Here is a 23,396-nt window from a genome sequence, read left to right on the forward strand (position 1 = left end):
CATAAGCGATCATGGATGCTTTCGATTACCGCTATTGGAGAGCTGGATGTCTCGTTCGCTGCCGGCTGCGCTGCTTGTGCTGTTTCTGGGGCTCTGGCTTGCTGCCAGTTATGGCGTGCGCTATGGGCTGATGGAGGACGGGCAGTGGGTGGGGCTGTGCACGGCGCCGGCGGCGTACTGGCAGTGTGAGGTGCGGTCTTTGTTGGGGTTGGGCATTCATCATCAGGTGATGGCCTGGAGCGGGCTGGGGCTGGCGCTGCTGGCGCAGGTCGTTGCCGGCCGTGGCGGCTGGTGGCTGGCGGTGGTGGCGTTGGTGTTCGCGGTGCCGGCACTGGTGCTGTATACCGCCAGCATTGCCGTGTTCGCGCTGGTGTTGGCGGGGTTGCGGTTGGTCAGGTCGCCGGATCAAGGCTGAAAGGGGCCGCTTTGCGGCCCATCGCAGGCAAGCCAGCTCCCACAGGAGTTAAGCTGCCTATGAAATCGGCGCGGTCCCAAAGATATCAGGCCGGGCGCAGCCGCAAGCTCCGCCACAAGGCCGCGGTCATCAGCACACTGACCACTGCCCACCCCCAGGCCTGTCGGTTCTCCAACCCTTCCACAAACAACTGCGGCGCCACCCCGGCACCGACGATGAACGCCAGTAACGCTACCTCCGCACGCCGCGCCCGCACCGGCCACACTGCAAACACCAGCGCCGGCAACGCCAACGCTGCGCTGGGGAAGCTGCGGTAGCGTGGGTCGAACACCATCGCCAGCATGCTCACCGCCGCGGCAAAACCCGCCGCCAGCAACAGCCAGCCGGCCCGCGCCTGCAACCAGGCGTACAGGCGTTCGCGCCAGCCCGCGCGCCGTGCCAGGGCCAGCACGGCATGGGCCAGCACCAACAGGTTCAGCCCTGCCAGCAGCACCGCCCACAGCCACTCCCCGGCAAAGCGCGCATGGGTGCGCATCAGCTCGCCCCAGAGCCCCAGGCAGCCTGCCCCAAACGCTGCCAGCAACGGCAACAACATGGCTGCCGTCGGGGTGGCAGGGCGCCCGGCAAGCATCAGCATCAGCACCATCAGCACGGCACTGGCCAGCAACCACTGCGGCCAGTAAGGCAGGTTGCTCACCGGCCCTTCGAGTATGCCCTTGTCCTGCCGGTTGGCATCGTAAAGCCCCCAGTAACCACCAACCGCCCCCTCATTGGCGCGCTTCCATGGCTGGTCGAACGCCTCGATCAGGTTGTAGTGCCAGCCGTTGCTTTCGGCCATGGCCACGAACCCGCGAATGAAGCGCGCCTCGTTGACCCGGCTGGGCTGCGCGGTTTCGCGCTGGCGGCCTTCGCTGGGCCAGCCGGTTTCACCGATCAGAATGTCCTTCGGCGCGAAGCGCGTGCCGAACACCCGGCGCACATCGGCGACGTGGGCCAGGGCTTCGTCGATGCCCCGCGGGTCGTCTTCCCAGTAAGGCAGCAAGTGAATAGTCAGGAAGTCCACCGCAGGCGCTACCTGCGGGTGCTGCAACCAGAATTCCCACACATCGGCGTAGGTTACCGGCACCTTGACCTGGCTTTTCACCCGGGCGATCAGCGTGGCCAGGTGCGCGCCAGTCACTTCCTTGCGCAGCAGCGTCTCGTTGCCGACGATCACCGCGCTGACCACGTCGGGGTTGGCATTGGCGGCGGCGATCAGCAGCTCGATTTCTTTCTCGGTGTCGGCCGGGTGGGCGTTGACCCAGGCACCTAGCATCACCTTCAGGCCATGCTTGCGCGCCAGCGCCGGAATTGCCTCAAGACCGGTCTGGGAATAGGTGCGGATGCACTGGAAACGCTCGGCCAGCAACGCCAGGTCGGCATCCATGCGGGCCGGGCGCAGGCGCAACGGTTGGTCGTAGGGCGACTGGTCCTTGTCGAACGGGGTATACGAGGCGCATTGCAGCTTGTGCGTCGCGCTGGCCGCGTCCGGCAGTTGCACCGGCTTGCCAAGCCCGTACCAGAGCCCTCCGAGCCCGAGCAGGGCGAGCAGGCAGGCAAGCAGGTACAACGGCAGCAGCAGGCGGGTAGAACTGGGCATCGGGCGGTCCATCGTCAGGTGCAAAAGGGTAGATAGTAGCCCGGCGCCAAACTTTTGGCATGCAAGGATCGCGCAGGGCGGCATAGGCCGATGGCGCTAATGGCATAGTGCTGTCGCATATGGGGCGGATATAGGTCGTAGCTGGAGCAGGTCGACTATTGTTGCAGGACGATGATGCAAATTCCGAGACCTGACGAGGGGATGCTTTGATGGCTGCTAATACAAAAATGCGACGTTTCCTGGGTGTGGGCACCGCCATGGTACTGGCCATGAGTGCGGCACAGGCAATGGCCAAAGAAGTCAGCATTGGTTACGTGGATGGTTGGGCTGACAGCGTGGCGACCACCAACGTGGCTGCCGAAGTAATCAAGCAGAAACTCGGCTACGACGTGAAGTTGCAGGCCGTGGCCACCGGGATCATGTGGCAGGGCGTGGCCACCGGCAAGCTCGATGCCATGTTGTCGGCCTGGTTGCCGGTGACCCATGGCGAGTACTGGGCCAAGAACAAGGACAACGTGGTCGACTACGGCCCGAACTTCAAGGACGCCAAGATTGGCCTGATCGTCCCTGAGTACGTCAAGGCGGTGAGCATCGCCGACCTCAAGACCGATGACACCTTCAAGCAGAAGATCGTCGGCATCGACGCCGGCTCCGGCGTAATGCTCAAGACCGACCAGGCAATCAAGGACTACGACCTGACCGGTTACAAGCTGCAGGCCAGTTCCGGCGCGGCGATGACAGCAGAACTGGGCCGTGCCTATGCCAAGCAGCAGTCGATTGCGGTGACCGGCTGGGTACCGCACTGGATGTTCGCCAAGTGGAAGCTGAAGTTCCTCGAAGACCCGAAAGGCGTGTATGGCGCCGCGGAAACCGTGAACAGCATCGGCAGCAAGGAACTGGCCACCAAGGCACCGGAAGTGGCGGAGTTCCTGAAGAAGTTCAACTGGCAGTCGAAGGACGAGATTGGCGAAGTGATGCTGGCTATCCAGGAAGGCGCCAAGCCTGAAGCGGCGGCCAAGGACTGGGTGGCCAAGCACCCTGATCGCGTGAAGGAGTGGACTGGCAAATAACAACCCGTCAGGGCCAGTTTTGCTGCTTCGCGGGTGAATCCGCTCCTACAGGGATATCACTGCCTTCCGGGCTGGTGATGCCCCTGTGGGAGCGGGCGTGCCCGCGAATGGGCCATCACTTTGTTACGCAACCGGTAAAACACCGTTGCATCTAAGACTAAGGTCGTCTGGTTGGCGTCCGATAGCCGCATAAAGTAAGGGTCGTGGGTTCCACCCCTATCTGTGCTGCTAGGACAAAAACAATGAACGACAGCATTTACCTCTCGATACAAAACAGCCCCCGCTTCAAGGAGCTGGTCACCAAACGCGAACGGTTCGCCTGGATTCTCTCGGCGATCATGCTCGGCCTGTACTGCGCCTTCATCCTCCTGATCGCCTACGGTCCTCAGATCCTGGGCACCAAGCTCAGCCCTGAGTCGTCGATTACCTGGGGCATCCCCCTGGGCGTCGGCCTGATCGTCTCGGCATTCGTCCTGACCGCCATCTACGTACGCCGCGCCAACGGCGAATTCGATGAGCTGAACAAGGCCATCCTGAAGGAGGCGCAACAATGATTCGCCACGCCAAAGCCCTGGCCGTACTGGCCTGCGGAGCCTTCGCACCCGCCGTGTGGGCCGCCGATGCCCTGACCGGCGAGGTGCAGAAGCAACCGCTGAACGTCTCCGCGATCGCCATGTTCGTGGCCTTCGTCGCCTTCACCCTCGGTATCACCTACTGGGCCTCCAAGCGCAACAAGTCGGCGTCGGACTACTACGCCGCCGGGGGCAAGATCACCGGCTTCCAGAACGGCTTGGCGATTGCCGGTGACTACATGTCGGCCGCCTCGTTCCTGGGTATTTCCGCACTTGTGTTCACCTCTGGCTACGACGGCCTGATCTATTCGATCGGCTTCCTGGTCGGCTGGCCGATCATCCTCTTCCTGATCGCCGAACGCCTGCGCAACCTGGGCAAGTACACCTTCGCCGACGTGGCCTCGTACCGCCTTGGGCAGAAGGAGATCCGCACCCTGTCGGCCTCCGGTTCGCTGGTGGTGGTGGCGTTCTACCTGATCGCGCAGATGGTCGGTGCCGGCAAGCTGATCGAGCTGCTGTTCGGCCTGGACTACCACGTGGCGGTGATCCTGGTGGGTATCCTGATGTGCCTGTACGTGCTGTTTGGCGGCATGCTGGCCACCACCTGGGTACAGATCATCAAGGCCGTGTTGCTGCTGTCCGGTGCCAGCTTCATGGCGCTGATGGTAATGAAGCACGTGGGCTTCGACTTCAACACCCTGTTCTCCGAGGCAATCAAGGTGCACGCCAAGGGCGAGGCGATCATGAGCCCGGGCGGCCTGGTCAAGGACCCGATCTCGGCATTCTCTCTGGGCCTGGCGTTGATGTTCGGTACCGCCGGCCTGCCGCACATCCTGATGCGCTTCTTCACCGTCAGTGACGCCAAGGAAGCGCGCAAGAGCGTGCTGTACGCCACCGGCTTCATCGGCTACTTCTACATCCTCACCTTCATTATCGGCTTTGGCGCCATCCTGCTGGTCAGCACCAACCCGGACTTCAAGGACGCCGCTGGCGCCCTGCTGGGTGGCAACAACATGGCAGCGGTGCACCTGGCCAACGCCGTGGGTGGCAGCGTGTTCCTCGGCTTCATCTCGGCTGTTGCCTTCGCCACCATCCTGGCGGTGGTCGCCGGCCTGACCCTGGCCGGTGCCTCGGCGGTGTCCCACGACCTGTACGCCAGTGTATGGCGCAAGGGCAAGGCCAACGACAAGGACGAGATCCGCGTGTCGAAGATCACCACCGTCGCCCTGGGCGTACTGGCGATCGGCCTGGGCATCCTGTTCGAGAAGCAGAACATCGCCTTCATGGTCGGCCTGGCGTTCTCCATCGCGGCCAGCTGCAACTTCCCGGTACTGCTGCTCTCGATGTACTGGAAGAAGCTGACCACCCGCGGTGCCATGATCGGCGGCTGGCTGGGCCTGGTGAGCGCGGTGACGCTGATGATCCTCGGCCCGACCATCTGGGTGCAGATCCTCGGCCACGAGAAGCCGATCTACCCGTACGAGTACCCGGCGCTGTTCTCGATGCTGATCGCCTTCGTCGGTATCTGGTTCTTCTCGGTCACCGACAAGTCCAAGGCTGCCGAAGACGAACGTGCGCTGTTCTTCCCGCAATTCGTGCGTTCGCAGACTGGCCTGGGCGCTTCGGGTGCTGTTTCGCACTGATCCTTCCGGCAATGAAAAAACCGCGCTTCGGCGCGGTTTTTTTGTGTTTTCGCTGCTAGATCATGCCTAGTAGCAACAAAACCAGCAGAACTACCAGCACCACGCCGATGATGCCGGACGGGCCATAGCCCCAACTGCGCGAGTGCGGGAAGACCGGTAAGCCACCAATCAGCAGAAGGATCAGGATGATGATGAGAATCGTGGTCATGACGGAGTCCTTGCGTGGTTGAGGGTCAAGGGCCTCGGACTGCTGGCCTCTTGTAAATAAGGACCGGTGGTGAGTGTTAAAGATTCCATTTGAATGGTTGCCAGTACCGGCCTCTTCGCGGGTAAACCCGCTCCCACAGGGACAGCGCAACCCTCAGGCTTGTGATGATCCTGTGGGAGCGGGTTTACCCGCGAAGAGGCCGGTACTGACCACACAGTCATGCCCCTCCATTCACTACCTTGATGAACCCTGCCTGCCCATCAGGCCTTGATTAGACTGGTTGCACAACCCATCAGAACAAGGCCAGCCACCATGCAAAACCGCATCATGATCACCGGCGCCGGGTCCGGCCTCGGTCGCGAGATCGCCCTGCGCTGGGCGCGCGAGGGCTGGCGCCTGGCGCTGGCCGATGTCAACGAAGCCGGCCTGCGCGAAACCCTGGAGCTGGCCCGCGCAGCCGGTGGCGATGGCTTTGCCCAGCGTTGCGACGTGCGCGACTACAGCCAGCTCACCGCCCTGGCCCAGGCCTGCACCGAGCAGTTCGGTGGTATCGATGTGATCGTCAACAACGCCGGCGTTGCTTCGGGCGGGTTCTTCGCCGAACTGTCGCTGGAGGACTGGGACTGGCAGGTCGCAGTCAACCTGATGGGCGTGGTCAAGGGCTGCAAGGCCTTTCTGCCGCTGCTGGAGCGCAGCAAGGGGCGGATCATCAACATCGCCTCGATGGCTGCGCTGATGCAGGGGCCGGGCATGAGCAACTACAACGTGGCCAAGGCCGGCGTACTGGCCCTGTCGGAAAGCCTGCTGGTCGAGCTACGCGAACTGGAAGTGGCGGTGCACGTGGTGTGCCCGTCTTTCTTCCAGACCAACCTGCTGGACTCGTTCCGCGGGCCGAACCCGGCGATGAAAGCCCAGGTTGGCAAGCTGCTTGAAGGCTCGCCGATCAATGCGGCGGAGATCGCCGAATACATCCACCGGCAGGTTGCCGCTGGTGAGTTCCTGATCCTGCCCCATGAAGCCGGGCGCCAGGCCTGGCAACTGAAGCGTCAGGCACCTGAGCGGCTGTATGACGAGATGGCTGAGATGGCGGTGAAAATGCGGGCCAAGGCTCGGTCGCGATGATTCGTCTGTAAGGAAAGTTACCGGCAGATGTAGGGTGCTTCTGAATCACGGCAGAACTATTGAGTAGCCCTATGCCGTCAAGGCAGGCTCTGGTTTTCCCTTTCGCTGGAGGAACGGAGCATGCTGGTAATAGGGCGCGAAGTGGGAGAGATCATCGTGATTGGTGATGACATTCGGATCATGGTCGTGGAAACGCGGGACGGGATGGTGCGCTTTGGCGTGGACGCACCGCGGCAGGTACCGGTGCATCGGGCCGAGGTGTACAAGCGCATCAAGGAAGGGCAGCAGGCCAAAGCCCGCAGGGTTTGATGTTGCCTGTGCCGGCCTCTTCGCGGGCACGCCCGCTCCCACGGGTACTGCACCGCCCTCAAGACTTGTGAAATGCCTGTGGGAGCGGGCGAGCCCGCGAAGAGGCCAGGCCTGTTAGTCGAGCAGCTCGCGGGGCACATCATGCTTGGCCAGCAACTGGCACTGCTGGCTTTCCGGGTCGAACAGGATGAACGCCTGGCCCTTGGCCAATGCCTGGCGCACCCGCAGCACGCGGGTTTCCAGCGGGGTGTCGTCGCCGTTGTCGGTACCGTCACGGGTGACGAAGTCCTCGATCAGGCGGGTCAGGGTTTCGGCTTGCAGTTGGTCGTAAGGGATCAGCATGTTGGCGTTGCCTAGGGTGTTGGTGGGGGCATGCTACGCGAAACATTCGAGATTTTGGGGCTGCAACACAGCCCCCATGGCCTCAAGCCTTGTTGCCAACCAGGCTATCCACCGCCGGCACCCGCGTATCGCTCTCCATCTGTGCATCATGTTCCAGCTGGTGGCTGAAGCGCTCCAACGACGCATTGGCCGGCTGCGAATCACTGGCAAACACCGGCGGGCTAAGCAGGTACGCCGACAACAAGCGGCTCAACGCCGCCAGGCTGTCGATGTGTGTTCGCTCGTAGCCATGGGTGGCATCGCAACCAAAGGCTACCAGCGCGGTACGAATATCGTGCCCCGCCGTCACTGCCGAATGGGCATCGCTGAAGTAGTAGCGAAACAGATCGCGCCGCACCGGCAGGTCGTGGTCGCCGGCCAGTTTCAGCAGGTGCCGGGACAGGTGGTAGTCGTACGGCCCCGACGAGTCCTGCATGGCCACGCTCACCGCATGCTCACTGGAGGCCTGCCCAGGCGCCACCGGGGCGATGTCGATGCCGACGAACTCGCTGACGTCCCAGGGCAGGGCGCCAGCCGCTCCCGAGCCGGTCTCTTCGGTGATGGTGAACAGCGGGTGGCAGTCGATCAACGGTTGGCGGCCGCTTTCCACCACGGCTTTCAGCGCCGCCAGCAGCGCTGCCACGCCGGCCTTGTCGTCCAGGTGGCGGGCGCTGATGTGGCCGCTTTCGGTGAATTCGGGCAGCGGGTCGAAGGCAACGAAATCACCGATGCTTACACCCAGCGCCTCGCAGTCGGCGCGGGTGGCGCAGTAGGCGTCCAGGCGCACCTCAACGTGCTCCCAGCTGACCGGCATCTGGTCGATGGCGGTGTTGAAGGCATGCCCGCTGGCCATCAGCGGCAGCACGCTGCCCCGGTATACGCCGGTATCGGTGAACACGCTGACCCGGCTGCCTTCGGCGAAGCGGCTGGACCAGCAACCGACCGGCGCCAGGGCCAGGCGGCCGTTGTCCTGCAACTGGCGCACGCTGGCGCCGATGGTGTCCAGGTGAGCGGACACGGCGCGGTCGGGTGAGGTCTGGCGGCCCTTGAGTGTGGCGCGGATGGTGCCGCGGCGGGTCAGCTCGAAAGGGATGCCCAGTTCGTCCAGGCGCTCGGCCACGTAGCGCACAATGGTGTCGGTGAAACCGGTGGGGCTGGGGATGGCGAGCATCTCCAGCAGCACGCGCTTGAGGTAGTCGAGATCGGGTTCGGGATGTCGGTCGGACATGGTTGGGGACTCCTTTACTCCTGAGCCGGCCTCTTCGCGGGTAAACCCGCTCCCACAGGGCCCCACAGAGCCCGAGTGCAGCACCGTACCTGTGGGAGCGGGTTTACCCGCGAAGAGGCCAGCAGCGGTTACGCCAAAGGCCGGCTATGCGGAAACAGCAGATCGATAAAACGCTCGGCGGTCGGTTGCGGTTCATGGTTGGCCAAGCCGGCACGCTCGTTGGCCTCGATGATCACGTACTCCGGTTGCCCGGCATCACGCACCATGAAGTCCAGCCCCACCACCGGGATCTCCAGCGCCCGCGCCGCGCGCACGGCGGCGTCGGCCAGCACCGGGTGCAGGCGTTCGGTCACGTCTTCCAGGGTGCCGCCGGTGTGCAGGTTGGCGGTGCGTCGCACGGCCAGGCGCTGGCCGGCGGGCAACACGTCGTCGTAGCCAAAGCCCGCCGCGCGCAGGGTGCGCTCGGTTTCGTCATCCAGTGGAATGCGGCTTTCGCCACCGGTTGCGGCCTGGCGCCGACGGCTCTGGGCATCGATCAGCTCGCGGATGCTGTGCTTGCCATCGCCCAGCACTTGCGCTGGGTGGCGGATGGCTGCCGCCACCACTTCATAGCCGATCACCACGATGCGCAGGTCATGCCCGGCATGGAAGCTTTCCAGCAACACGCGGCTGTCGAACTGGCGGGCATGCGCCACGGCTTGGGTGATGTCGTCGATGCAGGTGAGGTTCACCGCCACGCCCTGGCCTTGCTCGCCATCGACCGGCTTGACCACCACCGCGCCATGCTCTTCGAGAAACGCCAGGTTGTCGTCGGCATTGCCGGCCAGCTGCTGCGCCGGCACCTGCAGCCCGGCATTGTGCAAGGCATGTTGGGTAAGGCGCTTGTCCTGGCACAGGGTCATGGTCACGGCGCTGGTCAGGTCGCTGAGCGACTCACGGCAGCGAATGCGGCGCCCGCCCAGGCTGAGGGTGAACAGGCCGCCAGCGGCATCGTCAACTTGTACCTCGATGCCTCGACGCAGCGCTTCGTCGACGATGATGCGTGCGTAGGGGTTGAGGTCGGCTTGAGGCCCCGGCCCCAGAAACAGCTGTTCGTTGATGCCGTTCTTGCGCTTGACCGCGAAGGTCGGCAGGTTGCGAAAACCCAGCTTCTGGTAAAGGCGCTTGGCCTGGCGGTTGTCGTGCAGCACCGACAGGTCCAGGTAGGCCAGGCCGCGGCTCATGAAGTGTTCGATCAGATGGCGCACCAGCACCTCGCCCACGCCGGGGCGGGTGCAGTGCGGGTCTACCGCCAGGCACCAGAGGCTGCTGCCGTGCTCGGGGTCGTCGAACGCCTTGGCGTGGTTCAGGCCCATGACGCTGCCGATCACCGCGCCGCTGTCTTCGTCCTCGGCCAGCCAGTACGCCGGGCCGCCCAGGTGCAGAGGCGTAAGCAGCTCGGCGTCGACCGGCAACATGCCGCGCGCCTGGTACAGGGTGTTTATCGCCTGCCAGTCGCCCGGGTTCTGCGCCCGGCGCACACGAAAGCCGCGGAACACTCGCTGCGCCGGGCGGTAGTCGGTGAACCACAGGCGCAGGGTATCGGACGGGTCGAGGAACAGTTGTTGCGGGGCCTGGGCCAGCAGCTGCTGCGGCGCGGCCACGTACAGGGCGATATCGCGCTCGCCGGGGCGTTCTTCCAGCAGGTCGGCGGCCAGGTCGGCCGGGTTGGGGTAGGTGTGGCCGATCAGCAGCCGGCCCCAGCCGCAATGTACGGCGCGCGGCTGGTCGTGGGGCTGGCTGCCGTCGCCGGCCAGGCGCGCCTGCAGGCGCTCGTAGGACGGCGCCTGGCCGCGCAGCAGGCGCTGACCGTAAGCGATTTCATGGGCTTTCATCGGTCAGATTCCTTGTTCGCTCAGCCACAGGTTCAGCGCCGCCAGCTGCCACAGCTTGGAGCCGCGTAGCGGTGTCAGCTGGCCGTGCGGGTTGCTCAGCAGGCGGTCGAGCATGGCCGGGTTGAACAGCCCGCGGTCCTGGCTGGGGTCGGTCAGCAGTTCACGTACCCAGCCGAGGGTGGCGCCTTCCAGATGCTTCAGGCCCGGCACCGGGAAGTAGCCCTTCTTGCGGTCGATCACCTCGTGCGGGATCACCCGCCGCGCCGCCTGCTTGAGCACCTGCTTGCCGCCGTCGGGCAGCTTGAAGCGTGCCGGAATGCGTGCCGAAAGCTCCACCAGCCGGTAGTCGAGGAATGGCGTGCGCGCCTCCAGGCCCCAGGCCATGGTCATGTTGTCGACCCGTTTGACCGGGTCGTCGACCAGCATCACCGTGCTGTCCAGGCGCAGCGCCTTGTCTACCGCATCGGGGGCGCCAGGGCGGGCGAAGTGTTCACGGACGAAGTCGCCCGCTGCGTCGCTTTCCAGCAGCCAGGGTGCCTGCACGGTGTCGCGGTACTCGGCGTGGCTGCGATCGAAGAAGGCTTCGCGGTAGGCGGCAAAGGCATCCTCTGCGCCGTCCACCTGCGGGTACCAGTGGTATCCGGCGAACAGCTCGTCGGCGCCCTGGCCGCTTTGCACGCCCTTGCAGTGCCTGGCCACTTCCCGCGACAGCAGGTAGAAGGCGATGCAGTCATGGCTGACCATGGGTTCGCTCATGGCGCGGAAGGCGGCTGGCAACTGGTCGATGATTTCGTGCTCGGCAATGCGCAGCTGGTGGTGACGGGTGCCGTAGTGCTTGGCGATCAGGTCGGAGTACTGGAACTCGTCGCCGCGTTCGCCACCGGCATCCTCGAAACCGATGGAGAAGGTCGACAGGTCATCCACGCCCACTTCGCGCAGCAGGCCGACCAGCAGGCTGGAATCGACCCCGCCAGACAGCAGTACACCTACGTCCACCGCTGCCCGTTGGCGAATGGCCACGGCGTCGCGGGTGGCGTCGAGCACGCGGGTGGTCCAGCCTTCCAGGTCCAGCTCACGTTCATCGGGGTTGGCGCCGTAGTGCAGCTGCCACCAGGTCTGGCGTTCCACTTCGCCATGACGATCGATGCGCATCCAGGTACCGGGTTCCAGCTTTTGCACGTTGGCCAGCAGGGTGCGTGGCGCCGGCACCACGGCGTGGAAATTCAGGTAGTGGTTGAGTGCCACCGGGTCGAGCATCGGGTCGATGTCACCACCCTTGAGCAGCGCTGGCAGGGTCGAGGCGAAGCGCAGGCGCTCGCCGTTGCGCGACAGGTACAAGGGCTTTACGCCCAGGCGGTCGCGGGCGAGGAACAGGCGCTGGTTGTCGCGTTCCCAGATGGCCAGGGCGAACATGCCATTGAGCTTGGGCAGCAGGGCCGCGCCCCAGGCGTGGTAGCCCTTCAGCAATACCTCGGTGTCGCCGTCGGACCAGAAGCTGTAGCCCAGGGCCTGCAGCTCCTGGCGCAGTTCGGGGAAGTTGTAGATGGCGCCGTTGAAGGCCAGCGACAGGCCCAGGGTGTTGTCCACCATCGGCTGGGCAGAGCCGTCGGACAGGTCCATGATTTTCAGGCGCCGGTGGCCGAGGGCGATCGGGCCTTGGCTATGGAAGCCCCAGGCATCCGGGCCGCGGGGCGCCAGGTGGTGGGTTATGCGCTCTACCGCAGCCAGGTCGGCTGGGCGAGGGGCTTGGTCGATGGGTGTAAAACGCAACTCTCCTGCTAATCCGCACATAGGTCCTTACCGGTTTTTCCGTTGGGGAGGGGGTGCCCCGGATTAGGGCACCTTAAGGAACTGACCCATGTGGTTTGCGAGAGTTTTAGATCGATCTGTTATATGGGGCTGCTGCGCAGCCCTTCGCGGGGTCGCCCGCGAAGGGCCGCACAGCGGCCCCAATCCCCTATTTCCCGCGAATCAACCTGCGCAAGGCAAACCGATTCGGGTGGCACGCCTCCGCCACCGCCCGTGGCAACGGCAGCGGTTCCCCGCACACCCACGCCGCCACCAGTTCGCCGCTCAACGGCGCCGTGATCAACCCGCGCGAGCCGTGCCCGCTGTTCACATACAACCCATCCAGCCAGGGGCAGGCCACATCCGGCACCTGCCGCGCATCCCGGCTCAGTACTGCATAGGCCTGGGCGAACGCCTGCGCATCCGCCACCGGCCCAACGATCGGCAGGTAATCCGGGCTGGTGCAACGGAACGCTGCACGCCCCTGCAATTGCCCGGGGTCCAGTTCGGTGCTGCCCAGGCGCTGGGCCAGATCGACCGAAATCTCGTCCAGCAATGCCAGGTTGCCCTGGTGCTCGGTCACCGTCGGCGCCAGGTCTGTGCTGTGGAAGTCGAAGCTCGCGCCCAAGGTGTGTTCATCGCCGCGCGGCGGCGCTACATAGCCTTCCGCACACACCACGGTGCGCAGCGCGCGGCTGCTGGGGGTGGCCGGCAGGCGGGTGATCTGCCCGCGGATGCGCTTGAGCGGCAGCTGCGCGCATGGTTCGAAGCGCAGTACGTCGGCGGCACCGGCCAGCACCACCACCGGCGCGCTGGCCAGCAAACGTTCGCCAGCCCAGGCTTGCCACTGCCCGTCGACCTTGCGCAGCTCGAGCACCTCCTGGTGCGTCAGCAGGCGAATACCCGGGTGCTGCAACTGCTGTTGGCACAGCGCCGGCGGGTGCACCCAGCCACCTTCGGGATAGAACAGCCCGCCAGCCGGCAAGGCCACACCTGCGATGGCTTCGGCTTCTGCACGTTCCAGCGAGTGCAGCAGGCCATGTTCGAAGGCCCCAGCCAGTTTGCCCTGGCGTTCGGCTTCCTTGCTGTCGAAGGCCAGTTGCAGCACGCCGCAGGCATCCCAGTCATGGCCACGTTGCAGGCGCTGCAGCTGGCGCCGGGTGTAACCGAAACCGGCCAGGATCATCTGCGACAACGCCGTGCCATGGGCGGACAGCTTGAGGTACAGCACCCCTTGCGGGTTACCCGAAGCTTCCCGAGCCGGCGTGTCGTGGCGTTCCAGCACGGTAACCTGCCAGCCACGCCGTGCCAGGCTGGCGGCGGTGGTGCTGCCGGCGAGCCCGGCGCCTATCACCAGCGCTTCACGCGGCCCCGCAACGGCAGCCGGGCGCGCATACCATGGCGCACCGGGGCTGGGCACAGGGCCGACATAGGCGCCGCTCATCACTTCCCATTTCTTGCCGATGCCCGGCACCTTCTTCATGGCGAAGCCGGCATCGACCAGGCTGCGGCGTACCCAGCCGGTGGTGGTGAAGGTGCCCAGCACCGTGCCCGGGTGTGACAGCCGTGCCAGTTGCGCGAACAGCTCCGGGGTCCACATGTCGGGGTTCTTGGCCGGCGCGAAGCCGTCGAGGAACCACACATCGATCTGCGCATCGAGTTGCGGCAGCTGCTCCAGTACGTCGCCTACCAGCAGGGTGAGGGTGACCCGGCCGTTGTCGAAGGTGAACTGCTGGAAGCCAGGGTGCACCGCCACGTACTGCTCCAGCAGGGGCTGGCTGTAGGCCGCCAGTTCCGGCCACAGGCGTATGGCACGGGCCAGGTCGTCGCGACCGAGGGGGTATTTTTCGACGCTGACGAAATGCAGGCGGGCCTCGGCATGGGCGTGCTGCTCGAACAGTTGCCAGGCGCAGTAGAAATTCATGCCGGTGCCGAACCCGGTTTCGCCGATCACCACGCAGGCGTGCGGGGCGAGGTTGGCAAAGCGCTCGGCCAGACGGGTTTGCCCGAGAAACACGTGCCTGGTTTCTTCGATGCCTTCGTTGACTGCGAAATAGACGTCGTCGTATTGCCGCGAATGGGGGCGGCCCTGGTCGTCCCAGTCGATCTGGGCGTGCTGGAGGAGGGTGGACATGGTTGGCTCGGTTGCAGCGGATGGGCGGATTTTATGCCATCTGAGGATTTTGCGCTGGCTGTGCCGGCCCTATCGCCGGCACGCCCGCTCCCACAGGTACTGCACAAGCCTTCAAATCCGCTAGTCTTGCTTATCCATTGAAGGAGCCAGTGCATGTTCGAATCCGCAGAAATCGGCCACAGCATCGACAAGGAGGCTTACGACGCCGAGGTACCCGCTTTGCGCGAGGCCCTGCTCGAAGCCCAGTACGAACTCAAGCAGCAGGCGCGCTTCCCGGTGATCGTGCTGATCAACGGTATCGAAGGCGCCGGCAAGGGCGAGACGGTCAAACTGCTGAACGAGTGGATGGACCCGCGCATGATCGATGTGCTCACCTTCGACCAGCAGACCGACGAAGAGCTGGCCCGCCCGCCGGCCTGGCGCTACTGGCGGGCCCTGCCACCCAAGGGGCGGATGGGCGTGTTCTTCGGCAACTGGTACAGCCAGATGCTGCAGGGGCGGGTGCACGGGGTGTTCAAGGATGCCGTGCTCGACCAGGCCATCACCGGCGCCGAACGCCTGGAAGAGATGCTGTGCGACGAAGGTGCGCTGATCATCAAGTTCTGGTTCCACCTGTCCAAGAAGCAGATGAAGGCGCGGCTGAAATCGCTCAAGGACGACCCGCTGCACAGCTGGAAGATCAGCCCGCTGGACTGGCAGCAGTCGGAAACCTACGACCGTTTCGTGCGCTTTGGTGAGCGCGTGCTGCGCCGCACCAGCCGCGACTACGCGCCATGGCATGTCATCGAGGGCGTCGACCCGAACTACCGCAGCCTGGCGGTAGGGCGCATCCTGCTGGAAAGCCTGCAGGCGGCACTGGACAACAACCCCAAAGGCAAGCACCAGGGCAACGTCGCCCCGCTGGGCCGCAGCATCGACCAGCGCAGCCTGCTCGGCGCGCTGGACATGACCCTGCGCCTGGACAAGTCCGACTACCAGGAGCAACTGGTCACCGAGCAGGCCCGCCTGGCCGGCCTGCTGCGCCACAAGCACATGCGCCGGCATGCCTTGGTGGCGGTGTTCGAAGGCAACGACGCTGCCGGCAAAGGGGGCGCCATCCGCCGCGTGGCGGCAGCGCTGGACCCGCGCCAGTACCGCATCGTGCCCATTGCCGCACCCACTGAAGAAGAACGCGCGCAGCCATACCTGTGGCGGTTCTGGCGGCACATTCCGGCGCGTGGCAAGTTCACCATCTTCGACCGTTCCTGGTATGGCCGGGTGCTGGTGGAACGTGTGGAAGGCTTCTGCAGCCCGGCGGACTGGATGCGTGCCTACAGCGAGATCAACGATTTCGAGGAACAGCTGGTGAATGCCGGCACGGTGTTGGTCAAGTTCTGGTTGGCGATCGACCAGCAGACCCAGCTGGAGCGTTTCGAAGAGCGCGAGCAGATCCCGTTCAAGCGTTACAAGATCACCGAGGATGACTGGCGCAACCGCGACAAATGGGACGACTATGTCCAGGCGGTGGGCGACATGGTCGACCGCACCAGCACCGAAATTGCGCCGTGGACGCTGGTGGAGGCCAACGACAAGCGCTGGGCGCGGGTGAAGGTGTTGCGCACCATCAACCAGGCGCTTGAGGCGGCGTTTGCCAGGGACAAGAAATAATCGAAGTTCCTGTTTGCCTGTGCCGGCCTCTTCGCGGGTGAACCCGCTCCCACAGAAATACCACAGGGCTGAATCTTGTATGATCCTTGTGGGAGCGGGTTTACCCGCGAAGAGGCCAGAACAGGCAGCACACCCGCCAAGCCATGCCGCAGAAGAATGACCTGATGAATTCTTTTCCCGGCACCCACCACCGTCCCCGCCCTCCAAGCCCGTAGAATTCAACCACCCCCACCACGGGCTCGATCGAGGATTTTATGCACACCATTACCGGCCGCTGGGGCTATGGCCTTTTCCTGGCACTTTTGACGGCGTTGCTCTGGGGCATCCTGCCGATCAAGCTCAAGCAGGTGCTGCAAGTGGTCGACCCGGTCACCGTCACCTGGTACCGCCTGCTGGTCTCCGGCGGCCTGCTGTTCGCCTGGCTGGCCGCCAAGCGCAGGCTGCCTTCCTTCAGCAAGCTGACGCCCAAGGGCAAAGGCCTGGTGGTAGTGGCCGTGCTTGGCCTGATGGGCAACTACGTGCTGTACCTGATCGGCCTGAACCTGCTCAGCCCGGGCACCGCGCAACTGGTCGTGCAGATCGGCCCGGTGCTGTTGCTGGTGGCCAGCGTGTTCGTGTTCCGCGAGCGCTTCAGCCTGGGGCAGGGCGTGGGCCTGCTGATCCTGCTGGCGGGGTTCGGGCTGTTTTTCAACCAGCGCCTGGAAGAGCTGCTGACCTCGCTCGGCACCTATACCACCGGCGTACTGATCATCCTGCTGGCCACCAGCGTCTGGGTGTTCTATGCGCTCAGCCAGAAGCAGTTGCTGACGGTGTGGCATTCGCAGCAGGTAATGATGGTGATCTACCTCAGTTGCGCCGCGCTGCTGACACCCTGGGCCCACCCGTTGGAGGCGTTGCAGCTGACCCCGGTGCAAGGCTGGCTGTTGCTGGCCTGTTGCCTGAACACCCTGGTGGCCTATGGCGCGTTCGCCGAGGCGCTGGCGCACTGGGAGGCGTCGCGGGTGAGTGCCACGCTGGCGCTGACCCCGCTGGTGACCTTTGTCGCGGTGGCACTGGCGGCCTTGGTCTGGCCTGATTATGTGCACGCCGAGGACATCAATGCCCTGGGCTATGTGGGGGCAGTGACCGTGGTGCTGGGCTCGGCGCTGGTGGCACTGGGGCCTTCGCTGGTGGCCGGGTGGCGCGCCCGCAGGGCGCGGTTGGCCCAGGCTCAATGATCGCCTGTACCGGCCTCTTCGCGGGTGAACCCGCTCCCACAGGCATCCCACAATATTCAGCCTTGTGGTAATCCTGTGGGAGCGGGTTCACCCGCGAAAGGGCCGGTAAAGGCAGTGCACGACTCAGCCCTTGCCCCCCGGAGCCAGCATGTTCTCCGGCCTCACCCACTGGTCGAACTGCTCATTTGTCAGGTACTTCAACTCCAGTGCCGCCTCGCGCAAGGTCTTGCCTTCGCCATAGGCCTTCTTGGCAATTTCTGCCGCCTTGTCATAGCCAATATGCGGGTTCAGTGCCGTCACCAGCATCAACCCCCGCTCCAGGTGTGCCGCCATCTGCTCGGCATCCGGCTCGATGCCCGCCACGCAATGCTGCTGGAAGTTGCGGCAGCCGTCAGCCAGCAATTCGATCGACTGCAGCAGGTTGTGGATGATCACCGGCTTGAACACGTTCAGTTGCAAATGCCCCTGGCTGGCGGCAAAGCCGATCGCCGCGTCGTTACCCAGCACCTGACAGGCCAGCATCGACAGCGCCTCGCACTGGGTAGGGTTGACCTTGCCTGGCATGATCGAGCTGCCCGGCTCGTTGGCCGGCAGGCGTACCTCGGCCAACCCGGCGCGCGGGCCGGAACCCAGCAGGCGCAGGTCATTGGCGATTTTCATCAGGGCCACGGCCAGGGTCTTCAGGGCGCCGGCCAGGCTGGTCAGCGGTTCGTGGCCGGCGAGGGCAGCGAACTTGTTCGGCGCAGTGACGAACGGCAGGCCGGATAGCGCCGCCAGCTCGGCGGCGATGGCTTCGGCAAAACCATGCGGGGCGTTGAGCCCGGTACCCACGGCAGTGCCACCCTGGGCCAGTTCGCACACCGCCGGCAGGGTGGCGCGGATGGCACGCTGGGCGTAGTCGAGCTGCGCGACGAAGGCCGAGACCTCCTGGCCGAAGGTGATCGGCGTGGCGTCCATCATGTGCGTGCGACCGGTCTTTACCAGCTTGTGGTGGCGTGCCGACAGCTCGGCCAGCCCCGAGGACAGCTCGGCGATGGCCGGCAGCAGCTTGTCGTGCACCGCGTGCGCCGCAGCGATGTGCATGGCGGTGGGGAAGCAGTCGTTGGAGCTCTGCGAGCGGTTGACGTGGTCGTTGGGGTGCACGGGCGCCTTGCCGCCACGGCCCTTGCCGGCCAGTTCATTGGCCCGACCGGCGATCACTTCGTTGACGTTCATGTTGCTCTGGGTGCCGCTGCCAGTCTGCCAGACCACCAGCGGGAACTGGTCGTCATGCTCGCCGCCCAGCACTTCGTCGGCGGCCTGTTCGATCAGCCGGGCGATGTCGGCTGGCAAGTCGCCGTTGCGGTCGTTGACACGTGCCGCGGCCTTCTTGATCAGCGCCAGGGCATGCAGCACCGCGATGGGCATGCGTTCCTTGCCAATGGCGAAGTTGATCAGCGAACGCTGGGTCTGCGCACCCCAGTAGGCGTCCTCAGGAACTTCGACCGGGCCCAGGCTGTCTGTCTCGATACGGCTCATTCTGTACTCACTCCCTTGTAGTTCGAAATCGCAGTTTAGGCCCTGATTCGACCGAGCGGTTCCGTCGCTCGTCGTGCCACTTGAGCACATCGCCACCACGGCGCAGAATGCTCTACTCTGAGGTACCCGCCTCCCTCTCTTCTGAAGGAAATGCAATGACCCGTCTCCGTGTCCTTTGTGCCGCCGTTGCCCTGGCTTGCGCCAGCGGCCAGGTACTCGCTGCCACCGCCAGCCACAACGCTGCTGCCGAGAAATTCCTGACCCTGGCCAACGCCGACAAGCTGGGCACCCCGGTGTACATGCAGGTCCAGCAGATGTTCGCCCAGCGTTTCGCCCAGACCAAGGCCCCGGCCACCAAGCAGCCGGTGCTGGAAAGCTACCAGGCCAAGGCCAACGCCGCGCTGGACAACGCCATCGGCTGGAACAAGCTGAAGCCGAAGATGGTCGACCTGTACACCCAGACCTTCACCGAGCAGGAGCTCAAGGACCTGGTCAAGTTCTACGAATCGCCGCTGGGCAAGAAAGTGCTGCGCGAAATGCCCAAGGTCACCCAGCAGTCGGCCCAGCTGACGCAGCAGAGCCTGGAGCCAGCGGTACCGGTGGTGAACAAGCTGCTGGATGACATGACCAAGGAACTGGACCCGAACGCTGGCAAGGCCGCCGCCCCGGCGAAGAAGTGAGTACGCCGCGATGACCATGCAACAGCGTATCGAACAGCAGCTGGCCGCCCTGGCGCCGCAACACCTGCAAGTGCTCAATGAAAGCCACATGCACAGTCGTGGTCAGGAGACCCACTACAAGGCAGTGATCGTCAGCGAGCAGTTTGCCGGGTTGAACAGCGTCAAGCGCCACCAGAAGGTGTACGCCACCATGGGTGAGCTGATGGGCGAGATCCATGCCCTGGCCATCCACACCTACACCGCCGAAGAGTGGGCCAAGGTCGGCGTTGCACCGGCCTCGCCGGTGTGCGCGGGCGGCGGGCACTGAAACCTTGTTGTTGTTCTGGTAGAATCCTGCAAAATCCGGGGGCCGCTTTGCGGCCCTTTCGCGACACAAGGCCGCTCCTACAGGGGGATCGCAACAGCCATCGGGTTGTGCATTCCCTTGTAGGAGCGGCCTTGTGTCGCGAAAGGGGCGCAAAGCGCCCCCAAGCTTTTTCTACACCTGTCAAACCCGGTCCGCCCCTTACGAGGGCAACCACTGGAGATCCTGCTTCATGTCCCAACCCATCGTCGTCGCGGCGCTGTACAAGTTCGTCACCCTGGAAGACTACGTCGAGCTGCGCGAGCCGCTGCTCAAGACCATGCTCGACAACAACGTCAAGGGCACCCTGCTGCTGGCCCACGAGGGCATCAACGGCACCGTGTCGGCCACCCGCGAAGGCATCGACGGCCTGCTGGCCTGGTTGCGCAACGACCCACGCCTGGCCGATGTCGACCACAAGGAGTCGTACTGCGACGAACAGCCGTTCTACCGCACCAAGGTCAAGCTCAAGAAAGAGATCGTAACCCTCGGCGTACCGGGCGTGGACCCGAACCAGGCGGTCGGCACCTACGTCGAGCCCAAGGACTGGAACGCGCTGATCAGCGACCCGGAAGTACTGCTGATCGACACCCGCAACGACTACGAAGTGGCCATCGGCACCTTCAAGGGCGCCATCGACCCGAAGACCGAAACCTTCCGCGAGTTCCCCGACTACATCAAGGCCAACTTCGATCCCAGCAAGCACAAGAAGGTTGCGATGTTCTGTACCGGCGGTATCCGTTGCGAAAAAGCCTCCAGCTACATGCTCGGTGAAGGCTTCGAGGAGGTCTATCATCTTAAGGGCGGCATCCTGAAATACTTCGAGGAAGTGCCTCAGGAAGAAAGCCTGTGGGACGGCGACTGCTTCGTCTTCGACAACCGCGTCACGGTGCGCCATGACCTGAGCGAAGGCGAGTACGACCAGTGCCACGCCTGCCGCCACCCGATCAACGCAGAGGAGCGCGCGTCCGAGCACTATTCGCCAGGGGTCAGCTGCCCGCACTGCTGGGACACCCTGAGCGAGAAGACCCGGCGTAGCGCCATCGACCGGCAGAAGCAGATCGAGCTGGCCAAGGCCCGCAACCTGCCGCACCCGATCGGTTACAACTACAAAGCCGAGGCTTGATGCATGTCTGCCCGCCTGATCTATGTGATGGACCCGATGTGCTCCTGGTGCTGGGGTTTCGCACCCGTGGCCGCGGCCCTGATCGCCCAGGCGCGTGACGCAGGCGTGCCTACCCGCCTGGTGCCGGGCGGGCTGCGTACCGGCGGCAGTGCCCTGGACAGCTCTACCCGCAAGTACATCCTTGAACACTGGCAGGCGGTGGCCGACGCCACCGGCCAGCCGTTCCGCTTCGAGGGGGCCATGCCCGACGGCTTCGTCTACGACACCGAGCCGGCCTGCCGTGCCCTGGTCACCGCCCGCGAGCTGGACGCCGAACGCGTCTGGCCGCTGCTGGCGCTGATCCAGCGTTCGTTCTACGAGCAGGGCGTGGACGTCACCATTGCGCCGCATCTGGTCGACCTGGCCGAACAGGCAGGCTTCGACCGCACCGTGTTCGCCGAGGCCTTCGCCTGTGCCGACACCCGCGCCGCCACTGTAGCCGATTTCAGCTGGGCCCAGGACCTGGGCATCGCCGGTTTCCCGACCTTGCTGGCCGAACGCAATGGCCAACTGGCCCTGCTGACCAACGGCTATCAGCCGCTGGAGCGCCTGCAACCCTTGCTCGGCCGCTGGCTGCAGCAGGCCGCCTGTGCTTGATGTGCCTGGGTCACCCGACCCGGTGCCGGGCAAGCCCCACACTGCGGCCGATCGACTGAGCTGGGCGGAAATCCGCCGCCTGGCCCTGCATCACAAGAAAAACCTCTGGTCCGCCAACTTCATCGCCGTATTGGCGGCCTGCTGCAGCGTGCCCATCCCGCTGTTGCTGCCGCTGCTGGTGGACGAAGTGCTGCTGGGCCACGGCGATGCCGCGCTGAAGTGGATGAACCACCTGCTGCCGTCCAGCTGGCAGGTGGCGGCGGGCTACATCGGCCTGATGTTGCTGCTGACCCTGTGCCTGCGCCTGGCCGCGCTGGCGTTCAACGTGATCCAGGCCAAGCTGTTTGCCGGCCTGGCCAAGGACATCGTCTATCGCCTGCGCATTCGCCTGATAGAGCGGCTCAAGCGCATCTCGCTGAAGGAATACGAAAGCCTGGGTAGCGGCACGGTAACCACCCATCTGGTCACTGACCTGGACACCCTCGACAAGTTCGTCGGCGAAACCCTGAGCCGCTTCCTGGTGGCCATGCTGACCCTTACCGGCACGGCGGCCATCCTGATCTGGATGCACTGGCAGCTGGCCATGCTGATCTTGCTGTTCAACCCGCTGGTGATCTATTTCACCGTGCAGCTGGGCAAGCGCGTCAAGCACCTGAAAAAGCTCGAGAACGACAGCACCGCACGCTTTACCCAGGCGCTGGCGGAAACCCTCGACGCCATTCAGGAAATCCGTGCCGGTAACCGCCAGGGCTACTTCCTCGGTCGCCTTGGCCTGCGCGCCCGCGAAGTGCGGGACTACGCCGTGGACTCGCAGTGGAAGAGCGATGCCAGCGGCCGCGCCAGTGGCCTGCTGTTCCAGTTCGGCATCGATATCTTCCGCGCCGCGGCCATGCTCACCGTGCTGTTCTCCGACCTGTCGATCGGCCAGATGCTGGCGGTATTCAGCTACCTGTGGTTCATGATCGGCCCGGTGGAGCAGCTGCTAAACCTGCAATACGCCTACTACGCCGCCGGCGGTGCATTGAGCCGCCTCAACGAACTGCTGGCACGTGCCGACGAGCCGCAGTACCCGGCGGCCAGCGACCCGTTCGCCGGCCGCGAGACGGTAGGTATCGAAGTACGCGACCTGCGCTTTGCCTATGCCGACGAGCCGGTGCTCGAGCACCTCGACCTGTCCATCGCCCCGGGCGAGAAGGTGGCGATAGTCGGCGCCAGCGGTGGCGGCAAGAGCACCCTGGTGCAGCTGTTGCTGGGGCTTTACAGCGCCCAGGCCGGCACCATCCGCTTTGGCGGTGCCAGCCTGCAGGAAATCGGCCTGGAAACCCTGCGTGAAAACGTCGCGGTGGTGTTGCAGCACCCGTCGTTGTTCAACGACACCGTGCGCGCCAACCTGACCATGGGCCGTGACTGCAGCGACGAGGCCTGCTGGCAGGCACTGCGCATCGCCCAGCTGGATGCCACCATCGCCGCCTTGCCGCAGGGCCTGGACAGTGTGGTGGGGCGCTCCGGCGTGCGCTTGTCCGGTGGCCAGCGCCAGCGCCTGGCCATTGCCCGCATGGTGCTGGCCGAACCCAAGGTGGTGATCCTCGACGAAGCCACCTCGGCCCTGGATGCCGCCACTGAATACAACCTGCACCAGGCCCTGGCGCGCTTCCTCAGCGGCCGCACCACACTGATCATCGCCCACCGCCTGTCGGCGGTGAAACAGGCCGACCGGGTGCTGGTGTTCGACGGCGGGCATGTGGCCGAGGATGGCGACCACCAGCAGCTGATTGCCGAGGGTGGGTTGTATGCCAAGCTTTACGGGCACCTGCAGCAGAGCTGAATTTGTGTCTGCCTGTGCGGG

Annotated in this window: 21 protein-coding genes; 13 read left to right on the plus strand and 8 right to left on the minus strand. The window is 64.6% G+C overall.

Translation table 11 applies throughout. The annotated features are described in order from the left end of the window. Positions 1 to 46: 46 nt before the first annotated feature. A complete protein-coding gene (locus tag NY023_RS07135) occupies positions 47 to 415 on the plus strand; it encodes a hypothetical protein (protein WP_024086431.1) in 369 nt (122 codons plus the stop codon). An 85-nt stretch (positions 416 to 500) separates the two neighbouring features. On the opposite strand, the gene NY023_RS07140 is transcribed toward NY023_RS07135, so the two are convergent. Further along, positions 501 to 2,066: a beta-1,6-glucan synthase gene (locus NY023_RS07140; protein ID WP_013971430.1), complete on the minus strand. Its 1,566-nt coding sequence runs from the start codon at positions 2,064 to 2,066 to the stop codon at positions 501 to 503. Positions 2,067 to 2,263: 197 nt separating this feature from the next. On the opposite strand from NY023_RS07140, the gene NY023_RS07145 reads away from it, so the two are divergent. The 3 genes from NY023_RS07145 to NY023_RS07155 all read left to right on the plus strand — a co-directional run bounded on the left by NY023_RS07145 (position 2,264) and on the right by NY023_RS07155 (position 5,339). After that, positions 2,264 to 3,124 carry a glycine betaine ABC transporter substrate-binding protein gene (locus NY023_RS07145; RefSeq protein ID WP_013971431.1) on the plus strand — a complete coding sequence of 287 codons (861 nt, stop codon included), beginning with the start codon at positions 2,264 to 2,266 and terminating at the stop codon, positions 3,122 to 3,124. A 242-nt stretch (positions 3,125 to 3,366) separates the two neighbouring features. Then, positions 3,367 to 3,678 carry a DUF485 domain-containing protein gene (locus tag NY023_RS07150; RefSeq protein WP_003260090.1) on the plus strand — a complete coding sequence of 104 codons (312 nt, stop codon included), beginning with the start codon at positions 3,367 to 3,369 and terminating at the stop codon, positions 3,676 to 3,678. Then, a complete protein-coding gene (locus NY023_RS07155; RefSeq protein WP_013971432.1) occupies positions 3,675 to 5,339 on the plus strand; it encodes a cation acetate symporter in 1,665 nt (554 codons plus the stop codon). The genes NY023_RS07150 and NY023_RS07155 overlap by 4 nt, the downstream gene beginning before the upstream one ends. A gap of 55 nt (positions 5,340 to 5,394) precedes the next feature. On the opposite strand, the gene NY023_RS07160 is transcribed toward NY023_RS07155, so the two are convergent. Further along, positions 5,395 to 5,547 (minus strand): DUF3309 family protein, encoded by a 153-nt coding sequence (locus NY023_RS07160; protein ID WP_013971433.1) that lies wholly within the window; start codon positions 5,545 to 5,547, stop codon positions 5,395 to 5,397. Positions 5,548 to 5,859: 312 nt separating this feature from the next. Here NY023_RS07160 and NY023_RS07165 point away from each other — a divergent pair, with 312 nt between their 5' ends. Further along, positions 5,860 to 6,669, plus strand: coding sequence for an SDR family oxidoreductase (locus NY023_RS07165; protein ID WP_013971434.1), 810 nt, complete (start codon positions 5,860 to 5,862; stop codon positions 6,667 to 6,669). Between the two features lie 120 nt (positions 6,670 to 6,789). After that, a complete protein-coding gene (csrA, locus tag NY023_RS07170) occupies positions 6,790 to 6,978 on the plus strand; it encodes a carbon storage regulator CsrA (protein ID WP_003259056.1) in 189 nt (62 codons plus the stop codon). A gap of 114 nt (positions 6,979 to 7,092) precedes the next feature. On the opposite strand, the gene NY023_RS07175 is transcribed toward csrA, so the two are convergent. The 5 genes from NY023_RS07175 to mnmC all read right to left on the minus strand — a co-directional run bounded on the left by NY023_RS07175 (position 7,093) and on the right by mnmC (position 14,383). Next, positions 7,093 to 7,320 (minus strand): YheU family protein, encoded by a 228-nt coding sequence (locus NY023_RS07175; RefSeq protein ID WP_013971435.1) that lies wholly within the window; start codon positions 7,318 to 7,320, stop codon positions 7,093 to 7,095. Positions 7,321 to 7,402: 82 nt separating this feature from the next. Beyond that, positions 7,403 to 8,587 carry an osmoprotectant NAGGN system M42 family peptidase gene (locus NY023_RS07180; protein WP_013971436.1) on the minus strand — a complete coding sequence of 395 codons (1,185 nt, stop codon included), beginning with the start codon at positions 8,585 to 8,587 and terminating at the stop codon, positions 7,403 to 7,405. Positions 8,588 to 8,715: 128 nt separating this feature from the next. Then, the gene (gene ngg, locus NY023_RS07185) at positions 8,716 to 10,461 is read right to left on the minus strand and encodes an N-acetylglutaminylglutamine synthetase (protein ID WP_013971437.1); all 1,746 of its coding nucleotides are present in this window, start codon (positions 10,459 to 10,461) and stop codon (positions 8,716 to 8,718) included. 3 nt (positions 10,462 to 10,464) lie between these two features. Then, positions 10,465 to 12,252, minus strand: coding sequence for an N-acetylglutaminylglutamine amidotransferase (locus NY023_RS07190; RefSeq protein ID WP_013971438.1), 1,788 nt, complete (start codon positions 12,250 to 12,252; stop codon positions 10,465 to 10,467). A gap of 166 nt (positions 12,253 to 12,418) precedes the next feature. Next, entirely contained in the window at positions 12,419 to 14,383 is a 1,965-nt protein-coding gene (gene mnmC, locus NY023_RS07195; RefSeq protein WP_013971439.1) for a bifunctional tRNA (5-methylaminomethyl-2-thiouridine)(34)-methyltransferase MnmD/FAD-dependent 5-carboxymethylaminomethyl-2-thiouridine(34) oxidoreductase MnmC, read from the minus strand. Positions 14,384 to 14,536: 153 nt separating this feature from the next. Between mnmC and pap the strand changes: the two genes are divergently transcribed. After that, complete coding sequence (gene pap / locus NY023_RS07200; RefSeq protein ID WP_013971440.1) at positions 14,537 to 16,030, plus strand: polyphosphate:AMP phosphotransferase; 1,494 nt, start codon at positions 14,537 to 14,539, stop codon at positions 16,028 to 16,030. Positions 16,031 to 16,284: 254 nt separating this feature from the next. Next, entirely contained in the window at positions 16,285 to 17,247 is a 963-nt protein-coding gene (locus NY023_RS07205; RefSeq protein WP_013971441.1) for a DMT family transporter, read from the plus strand. 123 nt (positions 17,248 to 17,370) lie between these two features. On the opposite strand, the gene NY023_RS07210 is transcribed toward NY023_RS07205, so the two are convergent. Beyond that, on the minus strand, positions 17,371 to 18,765 hold the full coding sequence (locus NY023_RS07210; protein WP_013971442.1) for a class II fumarate hydratase: 1,395 nt from the start codon (positions 18,763 to 18,765) through the stop codon (positions 17,371 to 17,373). A gap of 155 nt (positions 18,766 to 18,920) precedes the next feature. Between NY023_RS07210 and NY023_RS07215 the strand changes: the two genes are divergently transcribed. From NY023_RS07215 to NY023_RS07235, 5 genes are all read left to right on the plus strand, one after another. Continuing rightward, positions 18,921 to 19,445, plus strand: a complete 525-nt coding sequence (locus tag NY023_RS07215) for a DUF2059 domain-containing protein (protein WP_003259051.1) — start codon at positions 18,921 to 18,923, stop codon at positions 19,443 to 19,445. A gap of 10 nt (positions 19,446 to 19,455) precedes the next feature. Then, complete coding sequence (locus tag NY023_RS07220; RefSeq protein ID WP_003252644.1) at positions 19,456 to 19,752, plus strand: BolA family protein; 297 nt, start codon at positions 19,456 to 19,458, stop codon at positions 19,750 to 19,752. Positions 19,753 to 19,981: 229 nt separating this feature from the next. Then, positions 19,982 to 20,914 carry a rhodanese-related sulfurtransferase gene (locus tag NY023_RS07225; RefSeq protein ID WP_013971443.1) on the plus strand — a complete coding sequence of 311 codons (933 nt, stop codon included), beginning with the start codon at positions 19,982 to 19,984 and terminating at the stop codon, positions 20,912 to 20,914. A gap of 3 nt (positions 20,915 to 20,917) precedes the next feature. Then, on the plus strand, positions 20,918 to 21,550 hold the full coding sequence (locus NY023_RS07230; protein WP_013971444.1) for a DsbA family protein: 633 nt from the start codon (positions 20,918 to 20,920) through the stop codon (positions 21,548 to 21,550). Then, on the plus strand, positions 21,543 to 23,375 hold the full coding sequence (locus tag NY023_RS07235) for an ABC transporter ATP-binding protein (protein WP_013971445.1): 1,833 nt from the start codon (positions 21,543 to 21,545) through the stop codon (positions 23,373 to 23,375). The genes NY023_RS07230 and NY023_RS07235 overlap by 8 nt, the downstream gene beginning before the upstream one ends. Positions 23,376 to 23,396: the final 21 nt, after the last annotated feature.

It is taken from the genome of Pseudomonas sp. NBB (genome assembly GCF_032701105.1).
GTDB classification, from domain to species: Bacteria; Pseudomonadota; Gammaproteobacteria; order Pseudomonadales; family Pseudomonadaceae; genus Aquipseudomonas; species Aquipseudomonas asiatica.

Bases quoted from the DNA above. Each gene is read 5' to 3' on its own strand.
- NY023_RS07135 (WP_024086431.1), top strand. From the start codon at position 47: ATGTCTCGTTCGCTGCCGGCTGCGCTGCTTGTGCTGTTTCTGGGGCTC.
- NY023_RS07140 (WP_013971430.1), bottom strand. From the start codon at position 2,066: ATGGACCGCCCGATGCCCAGTTCTACCCGCCTGCTGCTGCCGTTGTAC.
- NY023_RS07145 (WP_013971431.1), top strand. From the start codon at position 2,264: ATGGCTGCTAATACAAAAATGCGACGTTTCCTGGGTGTGGGCACCGCC.
- NY023_RS07150 (WP_003260090.1), top strand. From the start codon at position 3,367: ATGAACGACAGCATTTACCTCTCGATACAAAACAGCCCCCGCTTCAAG.
- NY023_RS07155 (WP_013971432.1), top strand. From the start codon at position 3,675: ATGATTCGCCACGCCAAAGCCCTGGCCGTACTGGCCTGCGGAGCCTTC.
- NY023_RS07160 (WP_013971433.1), bottom strand. From the start codon at position 5,547: ATGACCACGATTCTCATCATCATCCTGATCCTTCTGCTGATTGGTGGC.
- NY023_RS07165 (WP_013971434.1), top strand. From the start codon at position 5,860: ATGCAAAACCGCATCATGATCACCGGCGCCGGGTCCGGCCTCGGTCGC.
- csrA (WP_003259056.1), top strand. From the start codon at position 6,790: ATGCTGGTAATAGGGCGCGAAGTGGGAGAGATCATCGTGATTGGTGAT.
- NY023_RS07175 (WP_013971435.1), bottom strand. From the start codon at position 7,320: ATGCTGATCCCTTACGACCAACTGCAAGCCGAAACCCTGACCCGCCTG.
- NY023_RS07180 (WP_013971436.1), bottom strand. From the start codon at position 8,587: ATGTCCGACCGACATCCCGAACCCGATCTCGACTACCTCAAGCGCGTG.
- ngg (WP_013971437.1), bottom strand. From the start codon at position 10,461: ATGAAAGCCCATGAAATCGCTTACGGTCAGCGCCTGCTGCGCGGCCAG.
- NY023_RS07190 (WP_013971438.1), bottom strand. From the start codon at position 12,252: ATGTGCGGATTAGCAGGAGAGTTGCGTTTTACACCCATCGACCAAGCC.
- mnmC (WP_013971439.1), bottom strand. From the start codon at position 14,383: ATGTCCACCCTCCTCCAGCACGCCCAGATCGACTGGGACGACCAGGGC.
- pap (WP_013971440.1), top strand. From the start codon at position 14,537: ATGTTCGAATCCGCAGAAATCGGCCACAGCATCGACAAGGAGGCTTAC.
- NY023_RS07205 (WP_013971441.1), top strand. From the start codon at position 16,285: ATGCACACCATTACCGGCCGCTGGGGCTATGGCCTTTTCCTGGCACTT.
- NY023_RS07210 (WP_013971442.1), bottom strand. From the start codon at position 18,765: ATGAGCCGTATCGAGACAGACAGCCTGGGCCCGGTCGAAGTTCCTGAG.
- NY023_RS07215 (WP_003259051.1), top strand. From the start codon at position 18,921: ATGACCCGTCTCCGTGTCCTTTGTGCCGCCGTTGCCCTGGCTTGCGCC.
- NY023_RS07220 (WP_003252644.1), top strand. From the start codon at position 19,456: ATGACCATGCAACAGCGTATCGAACAGCAGCTGGCCGCCCTGGCGCCG.
- NY023_RS07225 (WP_013971443.1), top strand. From the start codon at position 19,982: ATGTCCCAACCCATCGTCGTCGCGGCGCTGTACAAGTTCGTCACCCTG.
- NY023_RS07230 (WP_013971444.1), top strand. From the start codon at position 20,918: ATGTCTGCCCGCCTGATCTATGTGATGGACCCGATGTGCTCCTGGTGC.